Here is a 26,374-nt window from a genome sequence, read left to right on the forward strand (position 1 = left end):
GATGCGACGATGGACCCGTGGCAAGCAAGCGAGGCAAGCAGACCGTCCGGGACATGATCCTGTCGTTGTTGGCGATCGCCGCCGTGTCGGGTGTCGTCTACATCTTCATTCCGCACGACGACTCCGGCGACCCGGTCAAGGCGGTCGACTACCGCGTCGAACTCGCGACGGCGCGGCGCGCCGCGCCGTACCCGGTGGCGGCCCCCAGCGGCCTGCCCGAGGGCTGGAAGCCCACGTCGGTGACGTACGACGGGCCCGGGGGCAACAGCTGGCACCTGGGCTTCCTCGACCCGGACGGCCGGTACGTCGCGGTCGAGCAGTCCACCTCCCCGGCCAGGACCTATGTCAGCCGGGTGAGCCAGAAGGCCGAGGACACCGGGCGCACGCAGGAGGTCGCGGGGAAGACCTGGCGGCGCTGGGAGGGCCCGAAGTACGACGCGCTGGTGCGCGAGGAGGACGGCGCCACGACCGTGGTGACCGGCTCGGCGCCGCCGGAGCGGCTGGCGGAGATGGCCGCGGCGCTCAGGACCTCCTGACGCCCGCGCCCACGAACAACGGGGAGGGCCCCGGAGCGGTTCGCTCCGGGGCCCTCCCCGCGTGGTGTCCGGTTCCGGGAAACGCCGGCTCAGACGGTCTTGATGACCTCGTCGTAGGCGAGGCGCGGCAGACGCGGGAACCAGGCGTCCTCGCCCGGCTTGCCGATGTTGACGACCATCAGCAGGCTGTGGTCGCCGTCGAGGAACTCCTTCTCGATGCCCGCGGCGTCGAAGCCGGTCATCGGGCCGGCGGCCAGACCGGCGGCGCGGACGCCGATGATGAAGTACGCGGCCTGGAGGGCGGCGTTCAGCGAGGCGGCGGACTCGCGGACCGGGCGCTCCGAGAAGAACATGTCCTTGGCCTGCGGGAAGTGCGGCAGCAGGCCCGGAAGCTCCTCGTGGAACTCGTTGTCGGCGGCCAGGATCGCGACCAGCGGGGCGGTCGAGGTCTTCGCCTGGTTGCCCTCGGCCATGTGCTTGACGAGGCGCCCGCGAGCGTCCTCCGAACGCACCAGCACGACGCGCAGCGGCGACTGGTTGAAGGCGGTCGGGCCGTACTTGACCAGGTCGTAGATGGCCTGGACCTGCTCGTCGCTCACCGGCTCGTCGGTGAACGTGTTGGCGGTGCGGGCCTCACGGAAGAGGAGGTCCTGGGCGGCGGGGTCAAGAACGAGGGACATCGTGCGAGTTACCTTCCGGACGTACGCGGGGGGATCGGGCCGCGGTCACGGGGGACCGGGCGACGTCGATCACCGTACGGGGAAAGTGCATTAACTTTCAACTAACTGAGGAGTGGGGAGGCTCACGCCGGGTCACCGGAATAAGACCGACCGGGCTTCGCTCAGCCCCCGTCCGGGCCCCGGCCGTCCGCCTCCGGGCCCGCCAGCGCCGCGTCCAGCCGGGCGCGGGCGCCCTCCAGCCAGTGCCGGCACACCTTCGCCAGCTCCTCGCCGCGCTCCCACAGCGCGAGGGACTCCTCCAGCGAGGTCCCGCCGGCCTCCAGGCGGCGCACCACCTCGATCAGCTCGTCGCGCGCCTGCTCGTACCCGAGCGTGCCGCCCGCGGCGGCGGTCGCCGTTGCGTCGTCCGTCATGTGATCCACCCTATGCATCGGCCTGCGCCGGTCCGTGCCGGCCTGTACGTCGTCCTGACGGGGGTCGGGCCCCCTGGGGACGGGCGCCCCCGGCGAGGGGCCGCTCCTTGGCAGGGGCCGCCCCTGGCGGAGGGGCCGCACCCCTGGCGGGAGGGGTCCGCCGCTTCCTGGCGGAGGGGGCCGCCGCTTCCTGATGGAGGGGCCCGCCGCTTCCTACTCCGCGACCCGCACCGCGAACTCGCCCCCCGACACGCGGGCCCGCAGCGGCTCCCCGGCCGCGCCCGCGTCCGCGGGATCGCGGACCACGTGTCCGTCGGCGCGCTGGAGCACCGCGTACCCGCGCTCCAGGGTCGCGGCGGGCGACAGCGCGAGCACCCGGGCGCGGGTGTGGGCCAGCTCCGAGTCGGCCCGGTCCAGCAGATGGCCGAGCACCCGGCGGGCCCGGCCCGCCAGCGCGTCGACGTCCGCCTCGCGCTCGTCCACCATCCGCTGCGGATGCTCCATGCACGGCCGCCCCAGCGCATGGGCCAGCCCCCGCTCCTCCCGGTCGAGCAGCCCCCGTACCGTCCGCAGGGCCCGGTCGCGCAGCTGCCGCACCCGGTCCAGCTCCTCGCCCACGTCCGGCACGACCTTCTTCGCCGCGTCCGTCGGCGTGGACGCCCGTACGTCCGCGACCAGGTCCAGCAGCGGCGAGTCCGGCTCGTGCCCGATCGCCGAGACCACCGGCGTACGGCAGGCCGACACCGTACGGATCAGTTCCTCGTCCGAGAACGGCAGCAGATCCTCGACGCTGCCGCCGCCGCGCGCCACGACGATCACATCGACCTCCGGCATCGCGTCCAGCTCCCGCACCGCCCCGACCACCTGGTTCACCGCGTGCACCCCCTGCACGGCGGTGTTGCGGACCTCGAAGCGGACGGCGGGCCACCGGCGCCGGGCGTTCTCCAGCACATCGCGCTCGGCCGCCGACGCCCGGCCGCAGACGAGCCCGATCAGCTGCGGCAGGAAGGGCAGCGGCTTCTTGCGGTCCAGGGCGAACAGCCCCTCCGCGGCCAGTGACTTCTTCAGCTGCTCCAGCCGCACCAGCAGTTCGCCGATGCCGACCGGCCGTATCTCCGTCGCCCGCAGCGACAGCTGCCCGCGCGGCGCGTACCACTCGGGCTTGGCGAGTACGACGACCCGCGCGCCCTCCGACACGACATCGGCGATCCGATCGAACACCTGCCGGAAACAGGTGACGCTCACCGAGATGTCGTGCGACGGGTCGCGCAGCGTCAGGAACACCACACCGGCGCCCGGCCGCCGCGACAGCTGGGTGATCTGGCCCTCGACCCAGACCGAACCGAGCCGGTCGATCCAGCCACCGATCAGCCGCGACACGTCACCGACGGGCAGCGGCGCTTCCGGGGAAGTGTTGAGAGCCATGCGAGCGAGCGTAACGGCCCGCACCGACAACGGACCCGCCCCGCGAGCCCCCGTAAGCCACGGGGTTACGGGGTTACGGGGTTACGCCCTACGGGACGAGGCCCGCCCGCCTCCGCTGCACCAACAGCACCGCGAGCCCCACCACCAGCCAGCACGCGCCGACCACCTGCGCGCTCCCCGTCGCCTCCACGATCACCGCGACCAGCACCCCGGCACCGACCACCGGCACCAGCAGATGCCGCCACCAGCTCGGCGGCCCCTCCCCGCGCCGCACCACGAACCACCCCACCACCGACGCGTGCAGCAGCACGAACGCCGTCAGCGCCCCGATGTCCACGACCGACACCAGATGGTCCAGCCCGTCGTCGCGCCGGGCCGCCCACACCGCCGCCACCAGTGTCACGACGGCGGCGACCACGATCGCCACCCTCGGCACCCCGGACCGCGCGTCCACCCGCGCCAGCACCCCCGGCAGCCGCCGCTCACGGGCCATCGCGAACACCAGCCGCCCGGCCGCCGCCTGCCCCGCCAGCGCCGCGAACGCCGCCCCCACCGCCTTGCTGACCGCCACCAGATCGTGCAGCCAGGTCCCCACGGCCGCGTCCACCGTGTCGTAGAACGCCGCGCCCTGCGCCCCCGGATCGGCGGCCAGCTCCGCCGAGGTCATCGGCTCCAGCAGGGCGGCGAGATACGCCTGCACCACGAACAGCGTGCCCGCCAGCACCAGACAGAACAGCACCGCCCGCGCCACCTGCGCCGAGCCGCCCGTCACCTCCTCCGCGAACGAGGCGATGGCGTCGAAGCCGAGATACGAGAGCACCGCCACGGACACCGCGCCCAGCACGGCCGACGCGGAGAACCCCGAGTCGCCGGTCAGCGGCGTCAGCCAGCCCCGCTGCGCCCCGTCCCGTGCGAGCACCACCGCGGCGGACACCACGAACACCAGCAGCACCACGATCTCCATCGCGAGCACCGCGAACCCCACCCGCGCCGCCGCACGCACCCCCCACAGGTTGAGCGCGGTCGTCAGAACCACCGCGAGCGCCGTCCATACCCACCGCGAGATGCCGGGAACCAGCGAGTTCATCGCGATCCCCGAGAAGAGGTACGCCACCGCCGGGATCAGCAGATAGTCCAGCATCGCCATCCATCCGGCGACGAAACCCGGCCCCTCGCCCAGCCCCTTGCGGGCGTACGCGAACACCGAACCGGCCATCGGGGCGACCCGCACCATCTGCGCGTAGCTGAACGCGGTGAACGCCATCACGACCGTCGCCGCGACGTACACCAGGGCGACCGCCCCGTCCGACTTCGCGTCCAGCGTCCCGAAGACCCCGACCGGGGCCATGGGTGCGATGAACAGCAGCCCGTAGACCACCAGGTCCCGGAACCCGAGGGTCCGCCGCAGCCGGGCGTGTTCGGTGGAGCCGCCGCCCGAATCCGTACCGCTGCCGGCCATGAGCCCTCCGTGATTGGCGTCGGGTCCAGTCTCGCGACCCCGGACGCCGGGCGCCTGTTCGGTACGGCCTTACGGACTTTCCCGGCCGTTACGATGGGGCGCATGACTGCTACGACTCCCCGACGCGTCCTCCTCGCCGCTCCCCGTGGCTACTGCGCGGGCGTGGACCGTGCCGTGATCGCCGTGGAGAAGGCCCTGGAGCAGTACGGCTCCCCGGTCTACGTGCGCCACGAGATCGTCCACAACAAGTACGTCGTACAGACCCTGGAGAAGAAGGGCGCGATCTTCGTCGAGGAGACGGCGGAGGTTCCCGAGGGATCGATCGTCATGTTCTCGGCGCACGGCGTCGCCCCGACCGTGCACCAGGAGGCGGCGGAGCGGAAGCTCGCCACGATCGACGCCACCTGCCCGCTGGTCACCAAGGTCCACAAGGAGGCCGTGCGCTTCGCGCAGGAGGACTTCGACATCCTCCTCATCGGCCACGAGGGCCACGAAGAGGTCATCGGAACCTCCGGCGAGGCCCCCGACCACATCACCCTGGTCGACGGCCCCGAGGACGTCGCGAACGTCGAGGTCCGCGACCCGTCGAAGGTCGTCTGGCTCTCCCAGACCACCCTCTCGGTCGACGAGACGATGGAGACGGTCGGCGCCCTCAAGGAGAAGTTCCCGCTGCTGATCTCGCCGCCCAGCGACGACATCTGCTACGCCACGCAGAACCGCCAGACCGCGGTGAAGCAGATGGGCGCCGACGCGGACCTGGTCATCGTCGTCGGCTCGAAGAACTCCTCGAACTCGGTCCGCCTGGTCGAGGTCGCCCTCGGCGCGGGCGCCGGCGCCTCCCACCTGGTGGACGGCGCCGACGAGATCGACGAGGCCTGGCTCGACGGCGTCTCCACGGTCGGTGTCACCTCCGGCGCCTCCGTGCCCGAGGTCCTGGTGGACGGCGTGCTGGCCTGGCTGGCCGCGCGGGGTTTCGAGGACGTCGAGATCGTGAAGGCGGCCGAGGAGTCGATCGTCTTCTCGCTGCCCAAGGAGCTGCGCCGCGACCTGCGCGCGGAGGCGGCGGCCCTCAACGGCGGCGGGTCCCCCGAGGGCGTCGCGTAGGGGCGCGGCGGGCCCGCTGCCCGTACCGTGGATCACATGGAGATCTTCGGTGTGGACATCGGCGGGTCCGGGATCAAGGGTGCTCCCGTGGACCTGGACCGCGGAGACCTGGCGCGGGAGCGCCGCAAGGAACTGACACCGCACCCGGCCACCCCTGACGACGTGGCCGGGTGCGTGGCCGAGGTGGTCGGCCACTTCGACTGGAAGGGCCCGGTCGGGATCACCTTCCCGGGCGTCGTCACGGACGGCCTGACCCGTACCGCGGCCAACGTGGACAAGGGCTGGATCGACCTGGACGCCCGCACCCTGCTCGGCGACCGGCTGGGCCTCCCCGTCACCGTGCTCAACGACGCCGACGCGGCGGGCATCGCCGAGATGACATTCGGTGCCGGCCGGGGCCGCAAGGGCACGGTGATCGTGCTGACCTTCGGTACGGGGATCGGGAGCGCGGTCTTCACCGACGGCAACCTCGTCCCCAACACGGAACTGGGCCACCTGGAGCTCCACGGCCACGACGCGGAGAAGCACGCCTCCACGAAGGCCAAGGAGGACGAGGACCTGAGCTGGCACCACTGGTCGCGCCGCGTACAGAAGTACCTGGCGCACGTGGAGATGCTGTTCTCGCCCGAACTGTTCATCATCGGCGGCGGAATCAGCCGCAAGGCAGACAAGTTCCTGCCCCTGATCGAACACATCCGGGCGGAAATGGTCCCGGCGGAGTTGCAGAACAACGCGGGAATCGTGGGCGCGGCGATGGCGGCCAAGGCCGCCGGGGACGCTCGGGGCTGAGTGACGCGGCGCGGGGGCTAGACACCCCCTAGCGCTGCGACGGGCGGCGTGGGGACCGGGCCGCCGCGCGGGGGGCCGGTGACGCGGGCGCCGCGGGCCGGGCCGTCTGGGCGGCCAGCAGCATGCGCCGCTGGCGGGCCCGCATCAACCGCACCTTGCGTACGGTCGCGATGAGGCCCGCGACGAGGGTTCCCCCGTACAGCCAGCCCGCGTGCACGGCGAGCGCCGTGACGACGGCCATCGTCCGGCCACCGAAACCACCGGTGCCCCCGGAGATGGGGGCGATGCCGATCGCGAAGGCGATGGGCACGCAGATCGGCGCGGTCACCAGGTCCGCCGGCCGCACCCAGAGCGCGGCCAGGGCGCTGACGGGAAGGAACAGCACGCCGAAGACGGCCGCCGACTCGTCGAACAGCAACCAGTCCAGGCAGCCGATCAGGAACATCGCGGCAGCCGCGAAGAGCCCGGCGCCGATCCCGGTCAGCCGGGGGTTGGGCAGCCGGCGCAGGGCGAGCACGACGGGGGACACCGGCCCCTCGCCGCGACCGGCGGGGGCGCTCATCACCCGGTATCCGAGGGCCCCCGCGCCGCCGCCGGCCTTCCGGGCCCCCTTGGCCGCCCCCAGCGGGGACAACGGGGTCTGCGGGGTCTGCCTGCGCTGCGGGGGACGTGTCCTGTGCTGCTCCACCGGGACAACGTAGGTCGCGGGGAGGCGGGAACGGGGTGCGGGACACGCGCTTTGGCCGACCTTGGGAATGAGTTCGATGCCACACGGCGCAACGGGAACCGCGGGGCTACCCCGTGACCGCGGGCCGCAAGCCGTCGCGGCCCGCGATTCCGGACCCGTGACTTCCCGCCCCGGCCCGCCCGTAAACTGGAGAATCGGCCCACCATGGGCCCGACGTCCATTCGAGTCCGCCCACCCCTGGGGAAGTCGCCACCGCTCCTGGTGGTGGAGGCGATCTCGTCGGGCCTCCGAGATGGTCCGCGACGTACCCGTGCACCGCATCCCGCAGCGCATTCGCTCTCCGTTCAAGCGGCCACTGCATCAGGTCCGCACCTGCGCGCACGGACCACTCCGCCGGCAGCCCCCCGATGGGCCGAGCGACCACCGTCTTCGGTTCCGTCTGGTTGCACAATTACCCCAATGAGTGGGTCAACACGGACAGTTCGGCGATTCGCTCGGCTATCGGATAAGCCGTCACACCAAGAATCATGCCCGGTCAGCGATACAGCCGGAGACCTGTCACAAGATCCTTGGTCGCAGCACTTGATGGCTTGACGGGGCTTGAGGCGGCCACTTAGATTTCATGACGTCATCAACTAGGCGTTCGTCAAACCAGGGTGACGATCCGTACCACTGAGCCAGTCAGTCTGCATCAACAATGGGGGACAGGCGCTTGATTCTGTGGCAAGTGCCCGTGTTGTGTGAAGTGGGCTCCTTTCGCACGGTTATTCAGGCGTGCCGACCGCTGCCATGCTGGGCGCGGTGACCAGGGAAGCGAGACCTGGTGGTCGGGGCATCGGCACCTTTTGACCCACCCCCTGCTTGACGTAGAAACTGCGGGGCGCCGCCGTGTACGTGGCGTGTGCACACGCTGTTCGGATGCTATTTTCGTCAAATTTGCGTGGAAGGGATTCGGGTGTCGGCCGATTCGCGATCCGTCCTTTATCAGGTGGTCATCAACAGCGCAAAGCAATATTCCATCTGGCCGGTCGGCATCACCATCCCGGCCGGTTGGCGCTCCGATGGCCCCGCCCGGTCCGAGGAGGACTGCCTTGCCTACATCGAGCGTGTATGGACGGACATGCGCCCGCTGAGCCTTCGTGAGCGGGTAGCGGAGTGAGCACCGGAGCCCCGCACCGGCCCCGCGCTCGCCGTCTGGCCATCGCGCACCACGATTCGATCGTTGAGGCCCCGGTTTCCGAGCAGCAGCGCGCGATGTGGTTCATGGAACGGACCGGACGGCCCGGCACGTACAACATCGGGCTGACGGTCCGCATCACCGGCGAGTTGGACGTGCCGGCCATGAAGCGGGCTTTGGCGGAGGTGGTCGACCGGCACAAGGTCCTGCGCTCCGTCTTCACCGAGACGGAGGCCGCGGGCGGGAGCGAAGTCCGGCAGCGCGTCCGGCAGCTCGACGAGATCGTGTTGTTCGACGAGACCTGGGACGGGCGTGCCGAGACCCCGTTCGATCTGAGTGCCGGACCTCTCGTCCGCGCCCGGATCGACCGGCAGGGCAGCGATGACCACATTCTCCACCTCTGTTTCCACCACGCTGTCTTCGATGGAGGATCGGCACGGGTCTTCTGGCGCGAACTCTGGCGGGCGTACGGAGGGGAGCCGCTCGACGAACCTGCCGTTCAGTACGCGGACTACGCGATCTGGCAGCAGGAGCGACTGGCTGACGGTGTCCTGGACCGGCAGGTCCAGTGGTGGACCGACACGCTCAAGGGCTGCCCGGTACTGACCACGCTGCCTGCCGACCGGCCGCGGCCGGCTCATCCGACCAAGGCCGGGCGGGAGCTCCGGCTGAGGATGCCCGAGCCGATCCGGCGTGCCGTCGACGAGATGGCGGAGGCGGAGAACGCCACCTTCTACATGGTCGTACTGGCGGCTTTGCAGGGCTTCGTGTGCCGGGTGGCACAGCAGGAGGACGTGGTGATCGGTTCACCCCTGTCCGGCCGTCTCCGGCCCGAACTGCGGGAGGTCATCGGCTGTTTCGTCAACACGGTCGCCACGCGAGCCGACCTGTCGGACGATCCGTCGTTCCGTACGCACCTCAGCCGGACGCGGGATCACGTCCTGGACGTATTCGACCACTTCGAGCTGCCGTTCGACCGCGTGGTGGAGGCGGTCAACCCGCCCCGATCACCCATCTGGTCGCCGCTGTACCAGATGGTCTACGTGCACCAGGGCGACATCACCGCCGAGGGGGAGGCACCGCCCGGCCTGTGCGTGACCGAGGTGGACGAGCGCACCGACAGCGCCAAGTTCGACTGGCTCGTCACCACGTGGGAGGACGCCGACGGCATGGTCCTCAGCATCGAGTACGCCACCGAGCTGTTCGACGACGAAACGGTGCGCCGTCTCGCCGACGACTTCCTCGGTCTGCTCGCCGCCGTGCTCGCCGACCCGGACCGGCCACTCAGTGGCCACACACTGAGCGTACCGCCCGTGGACCGCGTGGCGGCCGTGCCCGACGCCGTCGACTCCCCCTCGGCCCCCGAGCCCGCCGACGAAGCGCCGGCCACCCCTACCGAGCAGTACCTCGCCGAGCTCTGGCGGCAGCTTCTGGACGTCCGGCAGGTGCGCCGCGGCGACGACTTCTTCCTGCTGGGCGGGCACTCGTTCCTCGGTATCAGGCTGCTCAACCGGGTCCGTCTCCAGTACGGCGTGGACCTTCCGGCTTCGGCGCTCTTCGAAGCCCGCACCCTGTACAGGCTCGGCCGTGCGGTCGACCGTGCGCTGACCACCACGACCGAGGCCGAACTCCTGCCGATGGCGGAGGGATCCGGGCCGGCGTTCTTCCTGATACACCCGGTGGGCGGCGGAGTGGGCTGTTACGCCGGTCTGGCCCGCGAGCTGGGATGCCCCGTCTATGCGCTCGAATCCGTGGGGCACGGCACGATCGAGGAGATGGCCGACACGTATCTGGCGGCCATGGAGTCGACCACGCAGCCTCCCCTGGCCATCGGCGGCTGGTCGATGGGCGGGGTCGTGGCCTTCGAGATGGCACGCCGCTTCGAGCAGCGAACCGGCCGTGCCCTCCCGGTGCTGATGATCGACAGCTATCTGCCCGGGCCGGACGCGGAGCCGCCCACGGAAACCGAGATCGTCACCTGGTTCGCCGCGGACTGGGGGGCGGCCGTCGGCACGGACCTCGGTGCCTCCCTCACCACCCGGGAACAGATGTGGCAGCGTGCCCGGGAGCGCGGACTGCTCGAAACACCGGGCGACGCCGAGCTGGTCAAGACGCTGCTCGACCGGTTCCGGACCAATCTGCATGCCCTGCGGACCTTCACCGTCACCGGCCGGTATCCGGGACGGGTCGTCGTGCTCCAGGCCGAGGACGAGTCGCGGGACCGGGACGACCACGGCTGGGGCGAGGTGACCACGCGGCCGGTGCGCACCATCGCGCTCGAGGGCGACCACTACGGCATCATGCGCGGACCGGAGCTGGCCCCGACCCTGGCCCGGCTGCTCCGGGAGGCGGAAGACCATGGCTGAAACCCTGGTGGCGCTCGACTTTCCGGGCCGGCGTGCCGAGGCGGCACTGTCCGACCTGCGTCTGGAGGACCGGGGCTGGGACGTGCTCTACCCGCTGAGCGAGCCGTTCAGCCGGGCCCTCGACCCGTCGCACTACGTGACGCACCTGGCGGAGCGCTGCGAAGGCAGGCAGGTCCGCGCCGTTCTCGCCTACTGCGCGGCGGCCCCGCTGGCGTGCGCGCTGGCGGTGCGGTTGGGCGGTGCGGACTCCCCGCTCCCGACCGTGCTCTTCGACGGGGACCCGGGCAGCGGGGCGGAGATCCGCAGCACGGCACGGGTCATCGTGCGCCAGCTCACCGGCAGGCCCGCGGAGGACTTCGACGGCGAGCTCGGGGCGGCGCTCACGGACGAGGGGCTGCGGGACCGCCCGGAGCGGGCCATGGAACTGCTGACCGAGCGGGTGATACGCCTGGGAGCCGATGTCTTCGAGGAGGACGGCCTCGACGAGGACGAGGCGGTGGCGGTCGCGACTCGGATGTCCGGCTTCTATCTCGACTGGATCGCCTACCTCGTGGCCGGCTTCCGCGTCCTGCCCCTGGCGCCGGGCGCGGGCTCCGTCACGCATGTCCGGTCGTCGGACCAGTCGGTGAGCGATGACTGGATCGACGCGCGCTCCCTCGACGTGCGTGCCGTCGACTGCGGCCGAGTGGAGCTGCTCGCCGATCCGCGTACACGTGCACTGGTGACGGATCTCCTGGGCCCCGCCCCAGGTCCCCCGACCGGTAGTCCGCGCACCCTCTCTTCTGCTGTGGAGTGAAAATATGACCGCGCCATCTCGCCGCAGTGCCCACAGGAACACGGTCACGGTCAATCCCGGTCGGCAGGAACCCGGGCTGCCCGCCCTGATCCGTGGCACGGGCGCGGCCGATCTCGTCTCCTGGCTCTCGCAGAACCCGGACACCGTCACCGAACTCGCCCACAGCAGTGGGGCAGTGCTCTTCAGGGGCTTCGGCATCGACTCACCCGAGATGTTCCGCAGCGCCATGGCCGGACTCGCCCGTGACGTACTGGACTACGGGGAGCGGTCCTCACCCCGGCACGAGATCACTCAGGGGATCTACACCTCCACCGACCACCCTGCGGACCAGCACATCGCTCTGCACAACGAGCAGTCGTACACGCTGGACTGGCCGCTGCGGATCGTGTTCTGCTGCCAGCAGCCCGCCACCACCGGTGGCCGCACGCCGCTTGCCGACAGCCGTCGAGTCCTGGCCCGACTCAGCGCCCCGACGGTCGCGCGATTCGGGGAGCTCGGCGTGCGCTACGTCCGTAACTACCTGCCGGGCATCAGCCTGCCCTGGCAGGAGGCTTTCCAGACCAGCAGCCGCGCAGAGGTGGAGTCGTACTGCGCGCAGCACGACATCTCCTGCGCCTGGGCCGACGGTGAGCAGCTGCGGACCTGGCAGGTCAGGCCGGCGATCCGCCGTCATCCGGGCACCGGCGAGGAAACCTGGTTCAACCACGCCCTGTTTTTCAACAACGCCACGCTCGCCAGTGAGGTCGGGGACGGGCTACTCGCCGCAGTGGGCGAGGACAACCTGCCGTACCACACGTACTTCGGCGACGGCAGCGCCATCCCGGCCGACACCATCGCCGAGATCCAGGAGGCATACCGTGCCGAAACCGTGGGATTCGACTGGGAGCGGGGCGATGTGCTGCTCGTCGAGAACATGCTCGTCGCGCACGCGCGAGAGCCATTCGACGGTCCGCGGCGAATCCTGACAGCCATGGCCGACCGCTGGTCGTCGGTTACGGCGGCGTCCGGAGCGGACCGGTGACCGCCGGACCCGTGCGGCGGCGTCCGCGCACCGGTGGTGCCCAGCCGGTGCGGCGCTCGTTCGTCGATGACGATTTCTGTCTGGTGCTGCGGAGCGACGACGGGGCTCCGCTCGCCTCGTACGTGGCGGCCCACCGCGAGGAGCTGCTGGCCGACCTCGACCGGTACGGCGCCGTTCTCCTGCGGGGATTCTCGGTGCATGACGCCGAATCCTTCGGGGCCGCGGTGCGAGGGATCAGCCCCGACCTGCTCGGCTACCTGGAGCGAGCGGCGCCGCGCGGAGAGGTCGCCGACAAGGTCTTCACCTCCACGGAGTTCGCCTCCGACCAGGTCATCCCGCTGCACCACGAGATGTCGTACGCGCACAACTGGCCCAGCAGGCTGTACTTCTACTGTGACCTGCCGGCGGAGACCGGCGGCGAGACCCCCCTGGCCAGCGAACGCCGGTTCACCCCACGACTGCCCGCGGAGATCCGCGAGCGGTTCCTGAGACACGGCGTGATGTACGTGCGCAACTACGGCGAGGATCTCGACCTGCCCTGGCAGGAGGTGTTCCAGACCACGGACCGCTCCGAGGCGGAGGCCTACTGCCGCGCGTCGAACACCGAGTTCCGGTGGACCGGCGGCAACGGGCTGCGGACCCGCGCCGTACGCCAGGCGATGGCCCGGCACCCCCGTACCGGGGAGCGGGTGTGGTTCAACCACACGCACCTGTTCCACGTGTCCAACATGCCGGCCGAGGTGGCGCAGACCCTCATCGGTGAATTCGGCCTGGAGGGGCTGCCCCGCAACGCCTACTACGGCGACGGATCACCGATCGAGACAGACGTCGTCGATCTGATCAGAAACCTTTACGAGGAGACGGCGGTCTCCTTTCCCTGGCAGCGCGGCGACGTCCTGATGGTGGACAACTTCCTTGCGACGCACGGCCGCGAGCCGTTCACGGGCGAGCGTCGGACCCTTGTCGCCATGTCGGACCTTTATGTGAATCGAGCTCTTCCATGTCCGTAACCGAAAGCTACCGGCTCTCGACCCAGCAGCGGTGGCACTGGTCCCACGCCCAGGACGACCGCGTCACCGCCCGGCTGCGGACCGCGGCGCCCCTCGACCGGGCCCGGGCCGAACGGGCGCTGGCGGCCGTGGTCGCCCGGCATGAGGCGCTGCGGCTGCGCGTCGGCGACCTGACCGGCACCGGCATGCCCATCCAGGTCGTCGACGAGGAAGCCGTGCCGCACCTGCGCGCCCCCGAGGAGGACGCCGGCGAGGCGCCGGTCACCGTCACCCTCGCGGCGGACCTGCTGACCGTCGACGCGTCGGTGCTCCTGGCCGACCGGGAGAGCCTGGCCCTGCTCCTGGAGGAGTTCGCGGCGTACTACCTCGGCACCCCGCCGGCCGAGGACCCCGACCGCATCCAGTTCCTGGACGTCGTCGAGTGGCAGGCCGACGAGTCCTCCGGCGATGTGCCCGCGGAGCCCGGTGCGGTCACCTCGGTGGTACTGCCCCATCAGGGCACCGGGCCCACGGATCAGACGGTCGAGTGCCCGCTGCCGGACTCGGAGGGCGACCCCGAGCCGCGGGTGCTCGGCGCCTGGCTGCGGGCGCTCGGCCGCTATCTCGACGAGGAGGCGGAGTCGGTCACCATCGCCTGGTACGACTCCGGACGTCATCCCGACGGAACGACCGGAGTCATCGGCCCGCTCGGCTGCTTCGTCGCGGTCGACCTCCACCGCGGGGCCGACGACACGGCGCTCGGGACCTCGCTCGCCGAGGCCCGGGCCCGCAGCCTGCGGGTCACGCCCCTGGACCGGCCCGCTGCCGCCGGATTCGTCATGTATTCCTCGTCGCGCACCGAAGCGCTCACCGCGCTGGGAGCCGAGCCCGTGTCGGTGCACGGGCCGGTGCCCGAAACCGGCCTGCACCTGGAGTGTGTCGTCGGCGACGGGCGGCTGTGCCTGACGCTGCACAGCGACTCGGACACCGGTCCGGTGGCCGGGCGGATGCTGCTCGAATCCGTGGTGGCCGAGTTGGCCGGCGGCGGTGCCGGGCCCACTGAGAAGCAGGTGCTGGACCGCTGGGCCGGACAGGCTGGGGCATATGCCGAGCAGACCCTGGTGACGCTGCTCGACGAGGCGTTCGCCGCCGCGCCGGAAGGCGGCGCCGCGGTGATCGCACCCGACGCCACCCTCTCCTTCGGCGAACTCGACCGCGCAGCGGACGCGATAGCCGGCCGGCTGCGCGAACGTGGTGTCCGCCCCGGAGACCGCGTGGCCGTGCTCGGCGAGCGGTCCGCGTCGACGGTCGCGGCCTTTGTCGGCGTGCTGCGTGCCGGTGGGGTCTACGTCCCCCTCGACCCGGCCCACCCCACCGCGTGGCTTGTCGCTCAGGCGCGGTCGGTCGACGCCGCGCTGGTGACCGGCGCGCCCGACGGGGCGGCACTGACCGCTCTCGCCGCGCACCTGCCCACGCTGCCGCTCGACGGTTCCGAGCCGGCAGCGTGCCACGAGCGGGTCCGGGTCGATCCGCAGGACGCCGCGTACATCATCTTCACGTCCGGCTCCACCGGGGCGGCGCGGCCGGTTGTGGTGGAGCACCGCAACGCGGCATGCCTGTACACGGCTCTCCAGCGGACCGTGTACGCCGACGCGCCGGAGGGACTGCGGGTCGCGGTCAACGCGTCGCTCGGATTCGACGCCTCGGTCAAGCAACTCCTGCAACTCGCCGCCGGCCGCACCCTGTGCCTGGTCGACGAGGAGACCCGCCGGGACGTCCCCGCCCTGCTGAACCGGCTCGCGGAGCACCGGGTCGGCGTACTGGACTGCACCCCGTCCCATCTGCGTCTGATCCTGGACGGCCGGGAGCCCGGCCAGCGCCTGCCGGAGCTGCTGCTGGTCGGCGGGGAACCGGTTGACGAGACGCTCTGGCAGGAGATCGCCGGACTCGACGGGGTGCGCGCGGTGAACCTGTACGGACCCACCGAATGCACGGTGGACACCACGTGGGCCTCTGTGGAAGGGGCGGACACCCCCTCCATCGGCCGGCCGCTGCCGGGTCTGCGGGTCCACGTCATGGACCCCGCGGGGCGGCCGGTGCCGCCCGGTTGCGAGGGTGAACTCGTAGTGGCCGGACCCCAGGTGGCCCGCGGATACTGGGCCGACGAGGAGGCCACCGCCGCACGCTTCACCGAGGTCGAGGGAGTCCGCGCGTACCGGACCGGGGACCGGGTCCGGTTCCTCGACGACGGACGCCTCGACTGCCTGGGCAGGCTGGACGACCAGGTCAAGATCAACGGCCACCGTCTGGAACCGGGCGAAGTGACTGCGGTACTCCGTTCCCATCCGGCTCTGGCCAACGCCTACGTCGGTCGGCGGCCGGCGACGCCGGGCTCGGCAACGGCCTCGGACCGGCTCGCCGCCTTCGTGGTGCCGCGGCCCGAGGCGACCGCCGGCCTGCTGGACGGCATCGCCGGTGTGAATCCGCACGAGACCCGGTACCTCTTCGACGAGATCTTCGTCCAGCGCACCTATCTGCGCGGGGGAATCACGCTCCGCGAGGGCGCGGTCGTGCTGGACGTGGGCGCCAATATCGGTATGTTCGCCCGCTTCGTCGACGCCACCTGCCCGGGCGTTCGGATCCTCGCCTTCGAACCGCTGCCCGAGCCGTTCGCACTGCTGGAGAAGAACCTCCAGGGCAGCCGGAGCCGGGTCGAGCTGTTCCCCGTCGGCCTCTCCGACGAGGCGGGCTCCGCGTCGTTCACCGTGTACCCCGGCTACTCGATGATGTCCGGACTGGCCGCCTACGCCGACCCGGCTGCGGAGATCTCCGTGGTCCGGCGGTTCCTCACCAACCGGCGGGACGAGGCCCTGTTCGGCGAGGTGTCGGACGTGCTGGCCGACCGGTTCGCCCCGGAAACCGCGCAGGTCACCCTGCGCCGCCTGTCCGATGTCCTCGCCGAGACCGACGTGACCCGCGTCGACCTGCTCAAGATCGATGTGCAGCGGGCCGAGTTCGACGTCCTGCGCGGCATCGACGCGGCGGACCTCGCGCGTGTGGAGCAGGTCGCGCTGGAGGTCCACGACGACACCGGACGCGAGCCGGACGGCCGGGTCGCGCAGATTGAGGAGTACCTGCGCTCCCATGGCTTCGACGTGGTCACCGAACAGGACGAACTGCTGGCCGGCACCGACCGGTACGCCGTCTACGCGGTCCGTCCGCGCTACCGCGAGGACACCCGGGCGGTCGCCGAACCGCCCCTGGCCGTGCCCGACGCCGCGCTGCTCCGGCAGTGGGTCGCCCAGCGGCTGCCGGAGCCCTTCGTCCCGGCCGACATCGTGTTCCTGGACGAACTGCCGCTGACCGCGAACGGCAAGATCGATCGCAACGCGCTGCCCGTACCGGGACGACAGGACCGGGTCGTCACGGCTCCGACCACCGCCACCGAACGCGCGCTCCTCGCGGTCTGGGAGGAGGTGCTCGGACGCACCGGGATCGGTATCGACGACGACTTCTTCGCCCTGGGCGGAGACTCGATCCGCGCCATTCGACTGCGAGCCGTCGCCGGGCGCGCCGGGCTGCGATTCCCCCTCCGTACGGTCTTCCGCGCCGTGACGATCCGGGCGCTGGCCGCCGAGATCGCCGGCCAGGAGCCCGCCGCCGAGCCGGCCGTCCCCGAGCACACCGCCTACGACCTGATCGACCCGGCCGATCGCGAGCGGCTGCCGGACGGCGTCGTGGACGCGTACCCGATGACCGCCCTCCAGCTCGCCATGGTGTTCCACGCCGAGACCTATCCGGACAGCGGCGGCTACCACGTCGTCACCGTGGTCACGGTGCGGGGTGAATGGGCCCCGGAAGCACTGCGGACGGCCGCGGCCAGGATCGCCGCCCGCCACGAGGTGCTGCGGACCTCCTTCGACCTCGCCGAGTACCGGACGCCGATGCAACTGGTGCACGAACACGTCGAGATCCCTTGCCGGACCGAGGACCTGACCGGCCTGACCGAGGCCGGGCGCGACGACCGGATCACGGCTCTCGTAGCGGCCGAGGAGGCCGCGCACTTCGACTGGCGTGCACCGATGCTGCGGCTGACCGCGCTGCGGACCGGCCCGGACACCTTCGAGCTGATCCAGACCCACTTCCACGGCGTGCTCGACGGGCTGAGCCTCCAGCTGATGACCGAGGAACTGCTCGCCGAGTACGACCGCTGCCGACTCGGCCGGCAGGTGACACCGCCGCCGGCGCAGCCCTACCGCCGCTTCGTCGAAGCGGAGCTCGCCGCCCAGTCCGACGAGGCCGCTCGCCGGTTCTGGCGCGAGGCGGTGGCGGACATGGAGCCCCTGCTGCTGGCGGACGCGGGCCGCCCGCGCATGAGCCGGGCGCTGGTCATCGACTACGACGACGTGCCCGCGGAACAATTCGCACGCGCCGCCAGTGCGGCCCGCGTACCGGTCAAGTCGCTGCTCCTCACCGCACATGTGCGCGCACTGGCCATGGCCACCGCCCGTACGAACGTGGTGACCGGACTGGTGATGAACGGGCGCGTCGGCGAGGAGGGCGGAGACCGGACACTGGGCCTGTTCCTGAACACCGTGCCGGTCGCGGCGACGGCCGCCGACGAGCCGGCGAGGCTGTGGCGCGCCGAGCAGTCCCTGATCGGCCACCACGCCCTGCCGCTGGTGGACATCCAGCGCTGCGGCACCGGTGCGCCGCTGTTCGACACGTTCTTCAACTTCGTCCAGTTCGAGCCGTCCGGCACCCCGGACGGCACGCGGGTGATCGGGGAACGCGACCATGTCATCGACGTCGGCTTCGCGTGTGCCACCCATGCCGAGATCGCCGGCGACCGGCTGCGCGTGACCATCCAGTACGACCCCGACCTGGTCCGCGCGGACCGGCTCGACGCCTACGCCGGCACACTGCGCGCGGAGCTCGACGCGACGATCGCGCTGTCGCACACCGTGGAGGGCCCCCGATGAGCATCGTTCCGCGCAGGAGGCGGCAGCGGCCGGCCGACACCGCGCCGACCGCCCCGCCGTCCGGACAGGACCGGCCGCTCTCGGCGGCGCAGCAGCACCTGTGGCTGATGCACCGCCTGCACCCGGACAGCTCGCTCTACAACATCCCGCTGCTGCTGCGGCTGCGCGGGCCGCTCGACGTCGGTGTGCTGCAACGCGGCCTGCGCGACATCGTCGCCCGGCACGACATTCTGCGCACCAGATTCCCGGACCGCGCCGGCGTGCCGGTCCAGGTGGTCACCGAAGGCGCCCATCTCCCGCTCCCCGTGCACGACATCGCCGCCGATGCGGACCAGGAGGAGCGACTGCGCGAGGTGCTCGACGGGGAGACCCACGCGCCGTTCGAACTGGCCGAGGAGGCGCCGCTGCGGGCGGCCGTGGTGCGTTGTGCCGCCGAGGAGCACGTGCTGGCGCTGACCTTTCACCACATCGTCTTCGACGGCTCGTCCGCAGCCGTTCTCCTCGCCGAACTGGGTGAGCTGTACTCCGCGCACATCGAGGGCCGGGTCCCCGACCTGCCCGAACTACCGCTTCAGTACGCGGACTTCGCCGAGCGCTCCAGGGCGACGGATGAGTCCGGCGAGCAGCTGCGCTTCTGGCGGGAGCGACTGGCACCGCTCCCCCCGACGCTTCAACTGCCCGCCGACCACTCCCGTCCGGCGGTAGCGAGCCACGAGGGATCGGTCGTCGGGTTCGAGGTGGGCACGGACTCCGTCCGCCGAGTGGAGGAGTTCGGCCGCAAGGCCGGCGTGACCCCGTTCGTGGTCTTCCTCTCCGCGTTCTTCGCGCTCCTCGGCCGGTACACCGGCGAACGGGACCTGGCCGTCGGCATTCCGGTGGTCCGTCGCCCCGCACCCGATCTCGACGATCTGATCGGCTGCTTCGTCAACACCCTGGTGATCCGGGTGGACGTCGCCCCGCGCCTGGGCTTCCACGACCTGGTCGCGGCGACCGCGGACGCGGTCTACGACGCCTTCGACCACATGGACGTGCAGTTCGACGAGGTCGTGCAGGCGGTGCAGGCCGAACGGGACCCGAGCTACTCCCCGCTGGTCCAGGCCAGCTTCGGGTTGCAGACCACCGAGCTGACCGGCGAGCTGAAGCTGCCGGGCATCACCGTCGACACCGTCGCCGACACCCAGGTGTCCGCGAAGTTCGACCTCAGCCTCGACCTCGTCCAGCAGGGCGAGGTGTTCCGCGGCGAGATCGAGTACGCCACGGACCTGTTCACCGCGGAGACGGCGCAGCGGGTCGCGGGCCACTGGGTCCAACTGCTCGGAGCACTGCTCGACGATCCGGACGCCCCGGTCGCCGCGCTGCCGATGCTGACCGCGGACGAGCGGGAACGCCAGCTCGTCACGTGGAACGACACCGGCCTCGAGATCGGCGACCTGCTGACCATGCCGGAGCTGTTCGACGCACAGGTGGCACGTACGCCCGACGCGCTCGCCGTGGTCAAGGGAGCCGACCGTCTCACCTACGCCGAGCTGGACCGCAGGGCCAACCAGCTGGCGCACCTGCTGCGCGACCGGGGGGTGCGGACGGAGACGCCGGTCGGTGTGTGCATGGAACGCGGAGTGGACGTCGTCGTCGCCTTCCTGGCCGTGCTGAAGTCCGGCGGTGTCTACGTACCGCTGGACCCGGACTACCCGAGCGACCGGCTGGACTACATGCTCGGCCACGCCGCCGTGCCGGTCGTGGTGAGTACCGCCGCCACGGTCCGCGAGATCCCCGCACTGGCCGGTGCGCTGCTGCTCGACGAGGAGCGAACGACCCTGGAGACGATGCCGGGCACTGCTCCCGAGGCCGGCATCGACCCGGACCAGCTCTCGTGCATGTTCTACACCTCCGGATCGACCGGCACCCCCAAGTGCGCGATGGTCACGCACCGCAACTACGCGAACTACTTCCGCTTCTGGGAGCACACGTACTTGCGGGACACGCCTATGCGCTCGCATCTGCAGATGACCAGCTTCGCCTTCGACATCTTCATCGCGGACGCTGCCCGCGCCCTGTTCAGCGGGGCCAAGCTGGTGATCGTCCCCCATGACACGGTGATGTCGCCGCCGGACCTCTACGCCCTGATGGTGCGCGAGGAGGTCAACAGCGCCGAGTTCATCACGCCCATCCTCGCGGCACTGGCCGATCACCTCCAGGAGGCGGGCCGGCGGCTGGACTTCCTCGATCTGCTGGTCGCGGGCAGCGACATCTGGTACTCGCGGGACTACCTGCGGATATGTGACCTGTGCCGGGACGACACCCAGATCGTGGCCGCGTACGGACTCAGCGAGACGGCCATCGACAACGCCACGCTCGCCCGGCACGAGGGGCCGACGAGTGAGGACGGCATCGTGCCGATCGGCCGGCCTGTCTCGAACACCCAGCTCTACGTGCTCAACGAGTGGATGCAGCCGCAGCCCTGCGGCGTGCCGGGCGAGCTGTTCGTGGGCGGGGTGGGTGTCGGTCGAGGATATCACCGGGACGGCCGCCGGACCGCGAGCCGCTACCTTCCGGACCCCTTCTCCGCCGTTCCGGGAGCCCGCCTGTACCGCTCCGGTGACCTGGCGAAGTTCCGCCCGGACGGGGTGCTGGAGATCCTGGGCCGGATCGACAACCAGGTGAAGGTGAACGGTTTCCGGATCGAGCTCGGTGAGATCGAGTCGGCGCTTCGCGGACACCCGGCGGTGGACAACGCCGTGGTGGTGGTCCACACGGCGTCCGGCGGCGACGTGCGACTCGTGGGCTACGCGACGCTGCTGGAAGGCGAGCCCGAGGTCGACCTCACGGCCTACCTGACCAAGTGGCTGCCCGCGTACATGATCCCATCGGTGATCATGGTCCTGGATACGCTCCCGCTCAACGCGAACGGGAAGATCAACCGGCGTGCGCTGCCGGCGCCGTCCTCGGCGGACGGTGCCGGGGCCCACTACGCGCCGCCGCGGACACCGGCCGAGCGTCGTCTCGCGGAGATCTGGGCGGAGGTGCTGAAGGTCGACCGTGTCGGGCGCCACGACAACTTCTTCGCCCTCGGCGGCAGTTCGCTCATGCTCACCCAGGTCGCGTCGCGGATCCGGCGCTCGCTGCACCGGGAGGTGCCGCTGCGGACCATCTACCAGTATCCGACGGTGGCCTCGCTGACGGCGGAGCTGACCACCCGCATGGACCAGGTCCTGGAACGGACCATTGCCACCGTGCCGCGCGACGCGGCACCGATCCCCGCCTCACCGGCCCAGGAACAGCTGTGGTTCCTCGACCAGCTCAACGGCGGCGACGTCAGCTACCACGTGCCCACCGTGCTGCGGCTGGAGGGTCCCCTGCGGCCGGATGCGCTGGAGGAGGCGCTGCGGGGTCTTGTCGCCCGGCACGAGGTCCTGCGTACCACCTTCTCCTGGGCCGAAGGCGGGCTGCGACAGAACATCGCGAAGGACCTGCGGGTCCCGCTGGAGCGCCGTGACCTCTCCCAACTGCCCGCGCAACAGCGCGACGAGGCGCTCGGCATGCTGATCCGGGCCGACGAGCGGGCGCCGTTCGACCTCGGCCGAGGCCCGCTCATCCGGACCATGCTGATCACCCTGGGCGAGGAGGAGCATGTCCTCCTGCTGACCCAGCACCACATCGTCACCGACGGCTGGTCGTCGGAGGTGCTGTACAAGGAGCTCGGCGAGTTCTACGCGGCCGCCGTGCAGAATCACGAGCCGGCCCTGCCGGAACAGCGTCTCCAGTACGCCGACTTCGCGGTGTGGCAGCGGGACTGGCTCGCCGGTCCGGACGGACTGCGGCAGCTCGCCTACTGGAAGGACCGGCTGACCGGCGCCCCCGAGATGCTGAACCTGCCGCTGGATCGCGAACGCAAGGCCGGAACGACCGACGTGGACGGGGCGAGCGTCCTCGTCCCCGTACCCCCGGATGTCCACCACGGCCTGCTCGGGACCAGTCGGGCGCACGGCGTGACGCTCTTCATGACCCTGTTGGCCTCATTCGGCGTGCTGCTCGCCCGGTGCACCGGTCAGAGCGACCTGGTGATCGGTACACCCACCGCCGGCCGCACCCGGCTGGAACTGGAGCCGCTGCTCGGCTTCTTCGTCAACACCGTGGGACTTCGCATCGACCTCGACGGGGACCCGGCCTTCGCCGAGGTACTCGACCGGGTGCGGGAGACCGCCCTCGGCGCCTACGAACACCAGGACGTGCCCTTCGACCGGGTGGTGCAGCAGATCGGCCCGCGCCGCGACGCCCGTCACCATCCCCTCTTTCAGGTGATGTTCGCGCTCGACGACGAGACCGGTACCGAAGTCGCCCTGCCGGGGCTGAAGGTGGAGGAGCTGCACACCGCCTACTCGACGGCCAAGTTCGACCTGGACCTGTCGGTGGAACACGTCGACGGAGAGCTGCGGGCCGCCTTCGGCTACCGGACCGACGTCTTCGACGCCGCTACCGTCGAGGCGATCGGCGCGGCGTGGCTCCAGGTGCTGGCCGACGCCGTGCGGGACCCCGAGCGGCGGGTGTCCGACTTCGCCCCGGCCCGGCCGGCCGGGGGTGTGGACGCCGTACAGACCCCGTACGCCGACGGGGACGCGGTGCCGGACACGGTGGTGCTGCCCGTCATCGGCCGCATGTGGGCACGACTGTTGGACATGGAGCCGGAAGACGTGGCCCCGCAGGACGACTTCTTCCTGCTCGGCGGGCACTCGCTGCTGGCCATGGATCTCACCCTGACCCTCTCCGACCTGCTGGACCTGACACTGCCGGTACGGGCGCTGTTCGAGCACCCGACCCTCGCCGAGTTCACCGCCGAGGTGTGCGGGCGCGCCCGTGAGGAAGGCATCGACGACCTGGCCGAGCGGCTCTCCGCGGACGGGGGCGACGCTGGGTGGTGACCATCGCTGAGCGGTTCCGGGCGCAGGCCGCCCGTCACCCGGACCGGGTCGCCCTGGCCGAGGGGGGAGACGTCCGCTCCTATGCGCGACTGCTGGCGGATGCCGAGGCGTTCGCGAGAGGGCTGAGGCGCCTGGGGGTCCGCACGGGCGCGCTCGTCGGCATCGCGGGAGGGCGGTCCGTCTCCTTCGTCACGGCGGTGGTCGGCACCGTGCTGGCCGGCGCCGTATACGTACCGCTCAACCCGCGGCAGCCGACGGACCGGTATCGGCGGATGGTGGCGACGGCGGACCTGCGCCTCGTGGTGCACACGGACGGGGGAACCCACCCGTCGTCCCTCCCGGCGCGGGTACGACTCCGCACGGCGGCGGATGTGCTGCACGAGGGCGCCGCCTGGGCCGAACCCGCGGCGCCGGACGAGAACGTGATGGCCTACGTCATGTTCACCTCCGGCAGCACGGGCCGGCCCAAGGGCGTGGTTGTGGGGCAGGCGGGCGTGATCCGGCTGGTCTGCGGCGCCCGCTACGCGGCGTTCCGCCCGCAGGACCGGGTCGCGCACGGTGCCGCTCCGGAGTTCGACGCGGCCACCCTGGAGATCTGGGGCGCGCTGCTCAACGGCGCGGCGCTGCATATCGCCGACCCGCAGACGATGGCCCGCCCGGCCCTGTACGCGGCGTTCCTGCGGCGGGAGGAGATCACGTTCGCCTGGCTGACGGCACCGCTGTTCCACCGCATGGCGGAGCACGATCCGGGCATGTTCGCCCCGCTGCGGACCCTGATCACCGGCGGGGACGTGGTTTCGCCCGGACACGCGGACCGCACACTGCGGCACTGTCCGGAACTCCACCTCTACAACGGATACGGACCCACCGAGAACACCACCTTCACCACCGTGCACCGCATCACCAGGCCGGTCGGTGCTCCGGTTCCGATCGGCCGGGCCATCGAGGGCACCGTCCTGTCCGTCCGTGACGACCGGGGCGACCCCGTCCCGGACGGCGTCGAGGGCGAACTGTGGGTCGCGGGTGCCGGAGTCGCACGGGGCTACCTCGACGAACCCGAGCTGACCGCGGCCCGCTTCCGCGACGGCCACTACCGCACCGGCGACCGCGTCACGCGTGACGCGACGGGCGTGCTGCACTACCACGGCCGGGTCGACCAGCAGGTCAAGATCATGGGCAACCTCGTGGAGCCCGCCGAGGTCACCGCAGTGCTGTGCACCGTTCCGGGAGTACGCCACGCGCACACGGTGGCCCGGCCGAACGCCGCAGGAGACGCGCAGCTGACGGCGTACGCGGTCACCGACGGAACCGGCGCGGGGACCCTGCGGTCGGCGCTGGCGGACCTGCTGCCGGGCTATCTGAGGCCCGCGCGGCTGCTCGTCCTGGACGAGCTGCCACTCGGGCCGACCGGCAAGGTGGACAACGACCGGCTGCCCAGGCCGGACGAGGCCGAGCCGGCGGGTATGGGCGAGGCGCCCGACGAGGATGCTCCCGTCCTGTACGGGCTGTGGGCCGAGGCGTTGGGCTGCCGGACCTCCGAGCTCGGTCCCGACAGCCGCTTCCTCGACCTCGGCGGCGACTCGCTGAAGCTGGCGCGGCTGCTCGACCTCATCCACCGGCGGCTGGGGCGCGGCCTGCGGTTCGCCGACGTCCACGAGGCGAGCACACTGCGTGAGATGGCCCTGCGCCTGGAGACCGCCCCGCCCGCGCTTCCGGCGATTCCGGCCGGCGCCGGTCCGACCGGCGTGCCGCATCCCAGTCAGCGCGGCCTCTACGCGCTGTGGCTGGCCCGGCCCGACTCGCTCGCCTACAACATCCCGATCAGGCTCGACTTCAATGCCCCGCAGAACCCCGACAAGCTGCACACCGCGCTGCGGACCCTGGTCCGACGGCACGATGCGCTGCGCACCCGTCTCTTCGTCGACGGCACCGGGCTGCGTCAGCAGGTGATGGAAGAGGCCGAGTTCGCGTGGGAGACCGTCCCGCCGGGTGATCCGGCCATCGAGGCCACCGGGTTCGTGAGACCGTTCGATCTGGGGGTGGCGCCTCTGCTCCGTGCCCGGTCCGCCGGCGCCCGCCTCTACCTCGACCTGCACCATGTGATCGCCGACGGCGTCTCGGTACGCGTACTCGTCCGGCAACTGCTCGACCTGCTGGAGCCCGGGGGCGGGACCGGTGCCGAGTCCCGCCCCGCGGTGCGCTGGCTGGACGCGGCCGCGTGGTGTGCCGCGGAGGCGTCACGAGACCACGGTTACTGGGTACGGGAGCTGGACGGCATGCCGCGAGCCGGCACGTTCGTCACCGACCACCCGCGCCCGCCGCGGCCGGGGGATGCGGGGGGCCGGGTCCGCCGCGACCCGGTGGCCGCCGAACCGCTGTCCCGCGCCGCCCGGGCGCACGGCACGACGCCGTTCGTGGTGCTGCTTGCCGCGTATGCGATCACGCTGGCCCGGGCCGGCGCCCGGGACGGACTGGTGATCGGCGTGCCGATGCACGGGCGGTCGCACCCCGATCTGGCCGACACGGTCGGCATGTTCGTCACGACCGTGCCTGTACCGATGCGCATCACCCCCGGCATGCGGCTGGCCGACCTGGTTCTCGAGGCCGACGCCACGCACCGCCGCGCCCTGGACCACCAGCAGTTCGCGTTCGACGATCTGGCCGCCGGACGCGGCGGACGGCCGGGGACGCGTAATCCGCTGTTCGATGTCTTCCTGGCGTTGCAGAACATCGACGTCTACTCGTATCGTGCCCGAGATCTCCGCGCCGACCTGGAGTTTCTACCGACCGGAAGCCCTCGGTTCGACCTCAATCTCCAGGTTCACGACCGCCCGGAACGTCTCGTCGCCGACCTCGAGTTCGCCATGGACCTGTACACGTCGGAATCGGCAGCCCGACTTCTGGACGCCGTGCTGGCCGTGGTCGTGGAGCTCGACACGATGCCGCACGCACCGGTGTTGCCCGCGCCGGCCGCCACGGACCCGGACCACGACGACGAAGCCGATTTCGACTACGGAGCCCTGCGATGACCCA

At 71.2% G+C, this 26,374-nt stretch carries 16 protein-coding genes; 11 read left to right on the forward strand and 5 right to left on the reverse strand.

Going from position 1 to position 26,374, the window contains the following annotated elements:
• Positions 1–17: 17 nt before the first annotated feature.
• Complete coding sequence (locus OG710_RS19810; protein ID WP_330240512.1) at positions 18–536, forward strand: DUF4245 domain-containing protein; 519 nt, start codon at positions 18–20, stop codon at positions 534–536.
• Between the two features lie 89 nt (positions 537–625).
• On the opposite strand, the gene OG710_RS19815 is transcribed toward OG710_RS19810, so the two are convergent.
• The 4 genes from OG710_RS19815 to OG710_RS19830 form a co-directional block, all read right to left on the reverse strand.
• Positions 626–1,216: a malonic semialdehyde reductase gene (locus tag OG710_RS19815; protein ID WP_330240513.1), complete on the reverse strand. Its 591-nt coding sequence runs from the start codon at positions 1,214–1,216 to the stop codon at positions 626–628.
• A 161-nt stretch (positions 1,217–1,377) separates the two neighbouring features.
• Complete coding sequence (locus OG710_RS19820; RefSeq protein WP_330240514.1) at positions 1,378–1,629, reverse strand: exodeoxyribonuclease VII small subunit; 252 nt, start codon at positions 1,627–1,629, stop codon at positions 1,378–1,380.
• Between the two features lie 213 nt (positions 1,630–1,842).
• A complete protein-coding gene (gene xseA, locus OG710_RS19825; RefSeq protein WP_111337941.1) occupies positions 1,843–3,054 on the reverse strand; it encodes an exodeoxyribonuclease VII large subunit in 1,212 nt (403 codons plus the stop codon).
• 88 nt (positions 3,055–3,142) lie between these two features.
• The gene (locus tag OG710_RS19830) at positions 3,143–4,513 is read right to left on the reverse strand and encodes an APC family permease (protein ID WP_330240515.1); all 1,371 of its coding nucleotides are present in this window, start codon (positions 4,511–4,513) and stop codon (positions 3,143–3,145) included.
• Between the two features lie 93 nt (positions 4,514–4,606).
• On the opposite strand from OG710_RS19830, the gene OG710_RS19835 reads away from it, so the two are divergent.
• Complete coding sequence (locus OG710_RS19835; RefSeq protein ID WP_199563639.1) at positions 4,607–5,617, forward strand: 4-hydroxy-3-methylbut-2-enyl diphosphate reductase; 1,011 nt, start codon at positions 4,607–4,609, stop codon at positions 5,615–5,617.
• Between the two features lie 36 nt (positions 5,618–5,653).
• A complete protein-coding gene (gene ppgK / locus OG710_RS19840; RefSeq protein WP_330240516.1) occupies positions 5,654–6,406 on the forward strand; it encodes a polyphosphate--glucose phosphotransferase in 753 nt (250 codons plus the stop codon).
• 28 nt (positions 6,407–6,434) lie between these two features.
• Here the strand turns inward: ppgK and OG710_RS19845 are convergent, their stop codons facing one another.
• Positions 6,435–6,968: a DUF6542 domain-containing protein gene (locus OG710_RS19845; protein WP_330242296.1), complete on the reverse strand. Its 534-nt coding sequence runs from the start codon at positions 6,966–6,968 to the stop codon at positions 6,435–6,437.
• Between the two features lie 1,027 nt (positions 6,969–7,995).
• Between OG710_RS19845 and OG710_RS19850 the strand changes: the two genes are divergently transcribed.
• The 8 genes from OG710_RS19850 to OG710_RS19885 are packed head-to-tail and all read left to right on the forward strand — an operon-like array spanning position 7,996 to position 26,370.
• Positions 7,996–8,253, forward strand: coding sequence for an MbtH family protein (locus OG710_RS19850; RefSeq protein ID WP_330240517.1), 258 nt, complete (start codon positions 7,996–7,998; stop codon positions 8,251–8,253).
• On the forward strand, positions 8,250–10,637 hold the full coding sequence (locus OG710_RS19855) for a condensation domain-containing protein (RefSeq protein ID WP_330240518.1): 2,388 nt from the start codon (positions 8,250–8,252) through the stop codon (positions 10,635–10,637). Before OG710_RS19850 ends, OG710_RS19855 begins: the two co-directional genes overlap by 4 nt.
• Positions 10,630–11,433 carry a hypothetical protein gene (locus OG710_RS19860; RefSeq protein WP_330240519.1) on the forward strand — a complete coding sequence of 268 codons (804 nt, stop codon included), beginning with the start codon at positions 10,630–10,632 and terminating at the stop codon, positions 11,431–11,433. Before OG710_RS19855 ends, OG710_RS19860 begins: the two co-directional genes overlap by 8 nt.
• A gap of 4 nt (positions 11,434–11,437) precedes the next feature.
• A complete protein-coding gene (locus tag OG710_RS19865) occupies positions 11,438–12,454 on the forward strand; it encodes a TauD/TfdA family dioxygenase (RefSeq protein ID WP_330240520.1) in 1,017 nt (338 codons plus the stop codon).
• Positions 12,451–13,464 carry a TauD/TfdA family dioxygenase gene (locus OG710_RS19870; protein ID WP_330240521.1) on the forward strand — a complete coding sequence of 338 codons (1,014 nt, stop codon included), beginning with the start codon at positions 12,451–12,453 and terminating at the stop codon, positions 13,462–13,464. The genes OG710_RS19865 and OG710_RS19870 overlap by 4 nt, the downstream gene beginning before the upstream one ends.
• Positions 13,455–18,425 carry an amino acid adenylation domain-containing protein gene (locus OG710_RS19875; RefSeq protein ID WP_330240522.1) on the forward strand — a complete coding sequence of 1,657 codons (4,971 nt, stop codon included), beginning with the start codon at positions 13,455–13,457 and terminating at the stop codon, positions 18,423–18,425. The genes OG710_RS19870 and OG710_RS19875 overlap by 10 nt, the downstream gene beginning before the upstream one ends.
• Complete coding sequence (locus OG710_RS19880; protein ID WP_330240523.1) at positions 18,422–23,341, forward strand: amino acid adenylation domain-containing protein; 4,920 nt, start codon at positions 18,422–18,424, stop codon at positions 23,339–23,341. The genes OG710_RS19875 and OG710_RS19880 overlap by 4 nt, the downstream gene beginning before the upstream one ends.
• A complete protein-coding gene (locus OG710_RS19885) occupies positions 23,338–26,370 on the forward strand; it encodes an amino acid adenylation domain-containing protein (RefSeq protein ID WP_330240524.1) in 3,033 nt (1,010 codons plus the stop codon). The genes OG710_RS19880 and OG710_RS19885 overlap by 4 nt, the downstream gene beginning before the upstream one ends.
• Positions 26,371–26,374 lie beyond the last annotated feature (4 nt).

The sequence above is a fragment of the Streptomyces sp. NBC_00525 genome, from assembly GCF_036346595.1.
Taxonomy (GTDB): domain Bacteria; phylum Actinomycetota; class Actinomycetes; order Streptomycetales; family Streptomycetaceae; genus Streptomyces.